The sequence below is a fragment of the Syntrophorhabdales bacterium genome (assembly GCA_035541455.1).
In the GTDB taxonomy this organism is placed as follows: Bacteria; Desulfobacterota; Syntrophorhabdia; order Syntrophorhabdales; family WCHB1-27; genus JADGQN01.
This window is the reverse complement of sequence record DATKNH010000083.1, coordinates 1-9,135: the sequence shown is the minus strand read 5'-3', so window position 1 is coordinate 9,135 and position 9,135 is coordinate 1. Positions and strand designations below refer to the sequence as shown.

The following is a 9,135-nucleotide window of genomic DNA, read 5'->3' as shown; positions in this document are numbered from 1 at the left end:
TGACTTGTAGGTAGTGTCAAAAGTCTTATCAAAGTGGTAGCTGAAAAGTAAGACAGGATTTTTATCGCGGATGTGCGCAGATAACAGCAGAAGAGATAACGGCGGATGGAGTTGCTCGTTGACAGCATTGTGATACTGCGCCAATGCAGTCAACATTCTACCGCCGTGCGGCGGGCCAGGACACGGTTTCCGCGCCGGAGGTGTGCGGTTTGACCGGAGATGCCGCTGTATCGCAGCTCCGGTCAAGGAATATTCATCCGCGGTTATCTGTGATGAAAAATAGTATCTGAAGTTCATTGAACAAGACTTGTTCCCTTGATAAAACCCACGAAAGGAGGGTCCCATGTTTAAAGATGATATGTCATTTGAGAAGGTACTACAGATCAAGGTCGATCCGGAGCGGATTGAAAGGGTGAAGAAACTGGTTCGTTTCGACATCCCCGATTTGAGCGAGGAAGTGAAGAGTTTCCTGATCAGTCAACAGCTCCAATTTGTAAACATCCAATATGCCCGTTTCATGGCAGGCGTCAAGTTTACAGAGCACGACGTGAAAGAACTTCTCGAAGGAGCCATTGACTGTCACGCCCACGGAGGATCCGACCCCTTTGACCGACTCCTTTTGGAAGACGACATCGCTTTTGACTACAGCCGAGCCAAGATGAGGGCAGTGGTTTTCAAGACGTGGTTTACCCCGTCGGCTTCCAGAATTCCGATTGTCAAAAAGTATCTCGACAAGTGGGCCCAGGATTGCGGGATTCGACCGGTGGAGATCCTCGGAGGGATTACGCTCAATTACTCTGTCGGGGGACTCAACCCGGACGCCGTTAAGAGGTGCCTTGGATTTCCCGGGTTCAAATACGTCTGGCTGCCAATGGTTGATTCTTATCATCACAGGCGGGTTGTGTTTGACGATTGGTCCGGGGCAGGGATCAAACTTCTCGACGAGAAGGGGCAAGTGTTTCCTCAATTGACCGAGATTTTAAAGATCTGCGCGGACCAGGATCTTATACTGGCCTCCGGCCATTATCCGTACTCGGACACAAAGGTTGTGATGGAAGAGGCAAAGCGGGTCGGGGTGAAACGATTAGAGATTATCCATCCGGCGCACATTCACAGCAAGACGCTCATCTCAGAAATGAAGGAAGCCGCCTCTGAAGGGATCAAGCTCATGCTTTCAGGCCTTGGAACAACGACGTTTCCTCTTCACGAGACCGGCCCTGTCTATGCAGTGAGGATAATCAAGGAGGTGGGCGCGGACAACCTTGTGTATGGATCGGATTACGGCCAGGTTCATAACCCGACCCACCTGGTGGGAACGGAGTGGACGATTAAGCTCCTATTGGCGTATGGTGCCACAAAAGAGGAGATTAAGAAAGTCTTTCAGACGACACCGGCAAAACACCTAGGCTTGTAGTAAGCAAATGGGACACGAGAGTTGATGTTGCAACAGGCGACCCGCCGGGCGAATATGATCAGGTAATAGGGCTAGCCGAGGTATTATTCCAGATGTATCTCGATTATATGATGGCTTCCCATGGCTGTAACACCGGCTTGTCGAGAGCCCTGGTGTCGAAGCCATGCTTTGTCAAATAGTTTGGGTTCGCAATCAACAAGTAGATTGAAGTCGACCGTTACCTTTCCGGACGACAGATTTGAGATCCATGACATCTTTTCAAGGTCGCCTTCGAATTCGATGATCAATCTGTGGTCATCGGGTCCGGAGTCAGAGATGTCCGCGTTGAGCTTGGGGCGCCACCGAACCTCCCCTGATTCCATCATTATTGCCATGTACGTTGCAGGCATTGAGACCTCCAAGTCGTAGCCAGGTCGGGAGCAAGGTGATGATGGCTCCTCTGGCTTCAATTCATTCTATACGCGCGGCGTTGTCCTCGTCAAACTGTGACCACCCGTAGCGCCCTTGCTACTCACTGCACGAAAGATGGAGCGAGAAGGTGGAACCAGATCCAGCGCTGCTTTTGACAGTGATCATGCCACCATGATATACCTTCTCTGCAGCGATGGATCGTTCCCGTAAAGCTTTTTCAGACAATCGCACCGCTTCTTCAGCAATGTGACTGAGGTCGCACTGCTCCATGCGGCGAGCTGCGCCTCGTGACAGCGAGAGGACGCTGCGCAGGATACCTTCCATCCTGGTGACCTCCGCCACAATGAAGGCCACGTACTCCTTTTCTTTGGAGACATCCGAAAATTTTTTTTCTAATCTTCTGGCAAACCCGCCGACCGCCGTCAGAGGGTTTCTTAATTCATCAGCCAAATCCGCAGCTATTCTACCGAGCGCAGCCAGTTTTTCACTCTCGGACAACTGGTCCCTAAGTTTATTTCTTTCCGCTTCGGCCTGGTGACGCATAATAACTGTCGCGAGGGTATTCGCGATGGCCACGAGGAACATCTCTGCATCGGGAGTTGCCGTTGTTGTGCTTCCTTCTTTCATGTCCATCATGATCAGCCCGAGCGTTTGCCCCGATGATACTATAGGCGTGCAGAAGTGACCATCGAGGATAGACGGCGCAGCATCCGGAGTGCAGGTCAATCGGAATCCCTGGCACATGCATTTGTCAGCAGCGATTCTCTCGAAGGGGGGTTCCCGGCCGGTGGAGTGACGATGAGCCCTGAGAACAAGCATTTCAGGATCGTCCCCGATACTATAGATATACCCTTCCGCATTGGGCAGTATTCCCGGGGTAGTGAGGATCAGATCCAGAACCCGGTTGATCTGCTCATCCAGAGAAATAGGTTCGAGTGAAACTTTCAGGACAGAGCTTATGACCGTCTGAATACGGTAGTTCCGTTCTATCTGCTGTTCTGCCAGTTTTGGTTCCGTTATGTCTCTGATTGATGCTATGACGAGTACTTCACCATCCGTTTCGAGCGGGCTCAGACTGATGTCGGCCGGGAATTCCGTTTTGTCCTTCCTGAGACCATAGATTTCCAGGTTAGTTCCCATTAGACGAGGAATGGGGTTGGAAAAATAATTTGCCACGTTCTTCCGATGCCGGGCATGATATCTTTCCGGAATCAAGGTATGGACGTCCATGCCTATCAATTCCCCCTCGGCGTAACCGAACAATTCTTCTAATTGAGCATTCGAGAGAACTATTCTGCCATTTCGATTGAGGAAAAGCATGGCGTCCGGTGCAGACTCAAGGAGTCGTTCATATTTTGCCTGCCCAGAGTGCATTTCTTGTCTGCAGGAGTCGAGCAGATGGAGTTGCTGTCGCATCTCCTCCAGTTGGCTCAAAAGCTGTTCTCTTGTCATGCGTTCTTCCACGGACCGTCCGTCCCTTGGGATTCTTGTAAGAATGTAATACATCTTGACGGCGATTACCTGCGGGAACATCGCCCCTTGTCCTGTAACCTTGACAAGCAGGACAGTTCACTCTTAATATACTGAACTATTGTTTCGCCCCACATGTAGAAGGGAATTCCCGTTTGAGATCATACGATGTAGTCAGCAGTTCATTCTGGCTCCTGGTGGGCGTTGGATTTATCACGGGCGGCTTCCGATACGGGTTTGGCACCTGGCATGAGCCTGGGCCGGGCTTACTGCCCGTTGTCTTTGGGACTGTGCTCGGGGTCCTGTCCTCAGTTCTTTTCATCGCTTCGTTCACTGGCGTCAAATCTGAAAAGAAGTCATTTTGGGAGATGAAGGGGAGCTGGAGAACCGTCCTTGCTGTCTCGGTTTCTTTGATCGGCTACATGGTTCTCTTTAAGCAGTTGGGATTTATCCTCACTACGTTTCTGTTCCTCTTTTTCCTGCTCAGATTCGTCGGAAAGAAGGGATGGATAATTTCCATCGCGCTAGCTCTTGTCATTTCCGTTGTCTGCTACGGTTTCTTTTCGTACTTGCTCGGAACACCTCTGCCAAAAGGTCAGGTCTATGGATCCGCTCTCAGGACTACTGCAAGGGTTTAGCACCGCCTTAACGGCCAGGAATCTTTTCAACTGCTTCCTTGGCTGCTTTCTTGGAACACTGACCGGCGTCCTCCCGGGGTTCGGTCCCGGTGCCGCCGTCGCCCTTCTTCTGCCTATGACTCTCTACCTTTCGCCTGCAGCCGCCGTGATCATGCTTGCGGGGATTTACTACGGTGCAATGTACGGTGGTTCCACGACGTCTATCCTGGTCAATATTCCAGGAGAAGCGGCATCCGTCGTCACCTGTTTCGACGGCTACAAAATGGCTCTCAAAGGCCGGGCCGGGCCCGCGTTAGGAATAGCAGCCTTCGGCTCTTTTATCGCGGGTACCTTGAGCATCATCGGGCTGATGTTTGTCGCTCCGCCTCTCGCGAAATTTGCGCTGGAATTCACCTCGACCGAGTATGTATCGATCATTTTTTTCGGGCTGACGTTGCTTTGTTTCCTGGGCAGCGGATCGAAGATCAAGGCTTTTATGATGGCCGCAGCAGGCATATTGATCGGCACGATCGGGACGGATCCGGTCGTCAGCAAGGACCGCTTCACCTTTGGATTCGACTTTTTGATGGACGGGGTCGGGCTTATTCCGGTGGTCATGGGCCTCTTCGGAATTTCTGAGGTTCTGCTCAATCTGGAGAAACAGGAGTTCACTCTCTTCGTAGGGAAGATCAAGAACCTCTTTCCAAACTTTGCGGATTGGAAGGCGTCCATAGGGCCGATCACTCGAGGCACGGTCATCGGATTCTTCTACGGCATCCTGCCGGGCGGGAATGCAATCATATCCTCCATCCTGTCGTACGGGGTCGAGAAAAGGTTATCGAAACGTCCCGAGAGTTTTGGTCAGGGTGCGATCGAGGGCGTAGCTGGTCCTGAGGCGGCCAACAACGCTACCGCAACCTCTGCATTTATTCCCCTTCTCACTCTCGGCGTCCCCACTAACAGTGTGATGGCCATCGTCCTCGCTGCTCTCATGATTCACGAGGTGGTCCCCGGTCCTCTCTTGATTACGAAGACTCCGGATATCTTCTGGGGCGTGATCGGCAGCATGTATGTTGGCAATGTGATTCTCCTTGCTCTTAATCTTCCCCTGATCGGAATATGGGTCCGGTTGCTTAAGGTTCCCTATGTATATCTTTTCTCAGGCATCCTTCTTTTCTGTCTTATCGGGGCTTACACGATCGGGAGCCTCGTCTCCGATATCGGGGTCATGATCTTCTTCGGAATCGTTGGATTCCTCATGAAGAAGTTCGAGTATGAACCCGCTCCGCTGGCTCTTGCCTATATCCTGGGGCCCCTGTTTGAAGACAATCTCCGAAGGTCTCTCAATATCTCCGGTGGCAATTTTTTAATCTTTTTCACGAGACCAATCTCGTTAACATTCATTATACTCGGCATTGTAGTGCTGGTCCTGCCTTTTGGCTTAAAGGTTATTAAAAATTCGTTGAAACGATGAAAGAAAGGGAGAACAGATGAAAAAGAATCTAGTCTATCTAGCATCCTTGCTTGTGGTGGCAAGCCTCTGGATCGGCATGACTGCGCCTCCGGGCCTCGCTGCCGACGCCTATCCGAGCAAGCCTTTGTCCTACACCGTCTTTTTCCCTCCAGGAGGCCGATCGGACATTGTCGCACGGATGCTCAGTCCTTACATCGAAAAATACCTGGGCACGCCTGTCATGGTGGTAAATAATGTCGGCGGCGTCGGGGTCATCGGTCACAAGGCCGTTCGTGAAGCCAAGCCTGACGGATATACCGTGGCCCAGAGCGGAACGACGGTCATGTTCCAGTACACAAAACCCGGTATCAATATCTGGGACTATACATGGATCGCAAACGTCTATTCTGCGCCCTTCATGATTGCCGTTCCAACAAACTCCTCCTTCAAGACGCTCAAAGAATTGGTCGATTATGGAAAGGCGAACCCGAAGAAACTGAAGCACGGTAATACGGGAACAGGGAACACCACGCACCTTGGAAGCGCTGCCTTTGCGTCGAAGTTTGGATGCGAATTCACGCAGATTGCTTACAAAGGTGAAGGACCGTCTGTAGTCGGACTTGCCGCTGGCGAGGTAGATGTCGCCTTCTCACCCATGGTCGCCTTTAACCAGATGTTTGAGGCCGGCAAGCTGCGGATCCTCGCGACTTGTTCTCCTCAACGATCCAAAGACCATCCCCAGATACCAACCGCCAAAGAGTTAGGGTACGATTTCTCATGGGACGCGTGGGAGGCTATCTTCGGTCCCAAAGGACTCAAGGAGAACAAAGCTGTCTATCAAAAGCTGTCGGACGCCATTCGCAAGACGATTCAGGACCCGGATTTGGGCCACAAACTCCTCAATATTGGACTTACTGTCAACTATAAGCCTGGCGACGATCTAGAGCAATGGCTGAGAGAGGATGACAAGCGGGTCAAAAAGATCATCTACGAACTGGGTCTCGAATACAAGTGAGCCTTGATTGAAGAACGGGACCTCGCTCCTGACGAGCGTCCCCCAGCGCCTTTCTCGGCTCATCGCTCCTGCTGCTGATCTCCCGCCCGGGATTGATTCGGAGGGCTCATGTAGCTCTCCACAAATCCCTTGGGGATCATTTCGCGCGTTCTCAACATCTTCACAGGGATGCGCACCTTATCTCCCACGGGTATCCTCTTTGGCTTTGTTACCTGCGAATTTACTTCGGCGAGGATACGCGCGTTCCGGGTAGTGCCGGTGTACCAAGCAGCGATAGCCAACAGAGACTCGCCGCGCCATCTCACCGTGTGGACAAAGTAAGGTTCTTCTGTGATCTCTACCTTCGGACTCGGCATTGGAGGCGGCGGCGCAAGCGCTGGTTCCGCCTTCTGCTCTGTGACGATCGGTTGCGACGGTTCAGGCGCGGCACCTGGCGGCGCAGGCGTCTCGACCTTCGTGGTTTCACACCCTGCGAGGACGGCGAGCAGCATCAGCCCGACCAGAATGAAAATGAGTCGTGCAAGAATTCGTTCCATGTGCGTCTCGTGGGTATTCAGTTCAGTACGTCACGAAATTCTTGGCGAGCAAGCTTTTGGCCGGACGCCTGAAGCATAATCATATTTTAGGACGGCTAAAGGGGTGAGTCAATCAACGCGATATGCGATCTTCTTCTCTTCTGCAGATAAGGGTAACGGGCCGAGACCCCGTCAGCTCTCACAGGAGCCCCGGCCGCCGGCTCTACTTCTGCCCCTGCCAGATTTTCCACATAGCTGGGCAGTCTTCCTTGAAGGCTCTCTTATTAGTCAGGTCCTTCCCTGCAAGGGCCGGATAGTCCTTCGGATACCGGTATGCGCGATGAATCACGTTTGCCAGTGTCTGCGTATCTGTAGCCCTGAGCTCCGTTTTGTCGTCGATAAAGCATTTCGCCGCGGGCTTACCATCCTTCTCGCCGCCCACCACAGGAACCACGTACTCCCAGACTACTTCCGGCTTTGGCCCACCTGTGACCTCAATCAGATGACCCTGCCCGGATGAGGTGATGAGAGTGTTACCATTTGTCAGTCGCTGGGTTGCTCCCTGGTATTCGCTATAAAAACTGTTGGCGATGTTTGCCTGCCACTGCCAGATGATCTTTCCGGTCCTGGGGTCCAGCTCGATGGCCCGGGAACGGTTCCGTTCGGGCCGGTACCAGCCATTATCAAAGACCATAAAGTTACCATTGGAGATGTAGACCGCATGATGCGGGCCAAAGACCTGCTGATCGCCGTCCTCGAGAAAGGTGGGACATTTGCCGGCGCCATAGGCGCAGGGGTTGCCCCAGCGGTATACTATCTTACCCGTCTTCTTGTCGATCAAATAGAACTCTCCAAAGTTCCTGGAGTTCAGGATCACCTGGTCTTTTTCGGGGATATAGCCGACCGTGTTGAAGTGGGTCCAGTCGGCGTTCGCCATGTAATGGATGGCGTGTTCGTTCGGGAGGATGAAATTGATGTCTAGTTTGTCCGGCCCCTTCCCCAGGTGGTCCCAGACGTGCCACTCCCAGACCACCTTACCGTCCCTGTTCACTTCTTTCACGTAATCAGGCCATATGCCTTTGTGGACGACTTTATCGTAGGTGTATCCTTCTTTGGGCAGCGTGTTCGGGTCGCGTCCTTTAGCAACCGCCTCTTCGTAACTTTTGTACTCCCATCCGAGAACGAGCGTATTGCCGTTCGGCATCCGGTAAAAACAATGATGCTGGACCGCGGTCGGGGAGAGTTCTTTATACTCCCACACAACATTCCCGTCCCAGTCTATCTCCTGGATGATTCCTCCAGCCCCGCCGAAAGCGACCGGTGCTCCCGTTGGCCTGCCAGCCCTCAGAAGATTTCCGTTGGGCAAAAGTTCGCCGTAAAGACCTGGGATGTATTGAGTGTCCCACTTATGGACGATGTATCCCTCCATGTCTATTAAATAGCTGGTCTTGCTCGTCATGGGTGAGACAAGAGTGTATCCGTCAAAAGCCTTCTCCTTGTCGTACTGGAGCAGGCCTGTAGGACCGCGCAAGGCCTCGTAAGCGTAACAGGGAACCAAGAACACCGCGATGACAAATACAAGGACTGCGGTAAGAATAAGAAATTGTCTACGCATCATAAATCCTCCCTTGATATATTTTTGAAATATGGGATGCCCCCAAGCCCAGCCGGTCGTCCCCTATGCCATCTCACACAAATGCGGCTTCAAGGATCTCAAACGTAGTTCGGTATATAGTTGTATCACCCGACAGACGAGGCCCCGCTACATTGAGCATTTCAATCCTATGCTCTACGACCCACGAGCGCAGCATGCGAGCCGACGCGTCGATGCTGAGCTTACCCATGTCCAGGTGAAGGCAGGGCCGCCTATATTTTTTTGCCATCCTCGCTGTATATCCTGATCCTGACTTTTTTGAGAGCTTTCCGTGCGAGATAATAACTGTGCCCTGTGAGTCGATGACATTCTGCTCCGTTCGCGCCCGATGGCTGTCTGTGGGCATCTCCTGGAGTTGATACGTATCGGGTATTCTCCCGTCCTCTGCCTGTCTCCCTTTAGGCACCCATCCGCCATGGGGGATTCTGTGCTGGATGGCAAAATCTAGTGCTGCGCGATCTGCGCCTGTCTGTCCGCCGGAGATGATCTTCATCTTATCATCCGTTCATGAGGTGCAGCACGTGACGACCGTAACGATGGCCTGGAGCGCGGCAGCTTCACGTCATCTCCGGGCTGAAGCGTTCCA

At 52.4% G+C, this 9,135-nt stretch carries 9 protein-coding genes; 4 read left to right on the top strand and 5 right to left on the bottom strand.

The window, feature by feature from the left end:
• Positions 1-343 precede the first annotated feature (343 nt).
• Positions 344-1,414 carry a DUF6282 family protein gene (locus VMT71_08630; GenBank protein ID HVN24025.1) on the top strand — a complete coding sequence of 357 codons (1,071 nt, stop codon included), beginning with the start codon at positions 344-346 and terminating at the stop codon, positions 1,412-1,414.
• An 83-nt stretch (positions 1,415-1,497) separates the two neighbouring features.
• Here the strand turns inward: VMT71_08630 and VMT71_08625 are convergent, their stop codons facing one another.
• Both VMT71_08625 and VMT71_08620 read right to left on the bottom strand, forming a co-directional pair.
• The gene (locus VMT71_08625) at positions 1,498-1,803 is read right to left on the bottom strand and encodes a hypothetical protein (protein ID HVN24024.1); all 306 of its coding nucleotides are present in this window, start codon (positions 1,801-1,803) and stop codon (positions 1,498-1,500) included.
• Positions 1,804-1,921: 118 nt separating this feature from the next.
• A complete protein-coding gene (locus VMT71_08620) occupies positions 1,922-3,277 on the bottom strand; it encodes a PAS domain S-box protein (GenBank protein HVN24023.1) in 1,356 nt (451 codons plus the stop codon).
• A 173-nt stretch (positions 3,278-3,450) separates the two neighbouring features.
• Here VMT71_08620 and VMT71_08615 point away from each other — a divergent pair, with 173 nt between their 5' ends.
• The 3 genes from VMT71_08615 to VMT71_08605 are packed head-to-tail and all read left to right on the top strand — an operon-like array spanning position 3,451 to position 6,380.
• Positions 3,451-3,933, top strand: a complete 483-nt coding sequence (locus VMT71_08615) for a tripartite tricarboxylate transporter TctB family protein (GenBank protein HVN24022.1) — start codon at positions 3,451-3,453, stop codon at positions 3,931-3,933.
• A complete protein-coding gene (locus VMT71_08610; GenBank protein HVN24021.1) occupies positions 3,899-5,386 on the top strand; it encodes a tripartite tricarboxylate transporter permease in 1,488 nt (495 codons plus the stop codon). The genes VMT71_08615 and VMT71_08610 overlap by 35 nt, the downstream gene beginning before the upstream one ends.
• Positions 5,387-5,402: 16 nt before the next feature.
• Positions 5,403-6,380 carry a tripartite tricarboxylate transporter substrate binding protein gene (locus tag VMT71_08605; protein ID HVN24020.1) on the top strand — a complete coding sequence of 326 codons (978 nt, stop codon included), beginning with the start codon at positions 5,403-5,405 and terminating at the stop codon, positions 6,378-6,380.
• 59 nt (positions 6,381-6,439) lie between these two features.
• On the opposite strand, the gene VMT71_08600 is transcribed toward VMT71_08605, so the two are convergent.
• The 3 genes from VMT71_08600 to VMT71_08590 all read right to left on the bottom strand — a co-directional run bounded on the left by VMT71_08600 (position 6,440) and on the right by VMT71_08590 (position 9,042).
• Entirely contained in the window at positions 6,440-6,916 is a 477-nt protein-coding gene (locus VMT71_08600; protein ID HVN24019.1) for a hypothetical protein, read from the bottom strand.
• A gap of 202 nt (positions 6,917-7,118) precedes the next feature.
• The gene (locus VMT71_08595) at positions 7,119-8,513 is read right to left on the bottom strand and encodes an aryl-sulfate sulfotransferase (protein HVN24018.1); all 1,395 of its coding nucleotides are present in this window, start codon (positions 8,511-8,513) and stop codon (positions 7,119-7,121) included.
• 70 nt (positions 8,514-8,583) lie between these two features.
• Positions 8,584-9,042, bottom strand: coding sequence for a putative molybdenum carrier protein (locus VMT71_08590; GenBank protein ID HVN24017.1), 459 nt, complete (start codon positions 9,040-9,042; stop codon positions 8,584-8,586).
• Positions 9,043-9,135: the final 93 nt, after the last annotated feature.

Bases quoted from the DNA above. Each gene is read 5' to 3' on its own strand.
- VMT71_08610 (HVN24021.1), top strand. From the start codon at position 3,899: ATGGATCCGCTCTCAGGACTACTGCAAGGGTTTAGCACCGCCTTAACG.
- VMT71_08630 (HVN24025.1), top strand. From the start codon at position 344: ATGTTTAAAGATGATATGTCATTTGAGAAGGTACTACAGATCAAGGTC.
- VMT71_08600 (HVN24019.1), bottom strand. From the start codon at position 6,916: ATGGAACGAATTCTTGCACGACTCATTTTCATTCTGGTCGGGCTGATG.
- VMT71_08605 (HVN24020.1), top strand. From the start codon at position 5,403: ATGAAAAAGAATCTAGTCTATCTAGCATCCTTGCTTGTGGTGGCAAGC.
- VMT71_08590 (HVN24017.1), bottom strand. From the start codon at position 9,042: ATGAAGATCATCTCCGGCGGACAGACAGGCGCAGATCGCGCAGCACTA.
- VMT71_08625 (HVN24024.1), bottom strand. From the start codon at position 1,803: ATGCCTGCAACGTACATGGCAATAATGATGGAATCAGGGGAGGTTCGG.
- VMT71_08595 (HVN24018.1), bottom strand. From the start codon at position 8,513: ATGATGCGTAGACAATTTCTTATTCTTACCGCAGTCCTTGTATTTGTC.
- VMT71_08620 (HVN24023.1), bottom strand. From the start codon at position 3,277: ATGACAAGAGAACAGCTTTTGAGCCAACTGGAGGAGATGCGACAGCAA.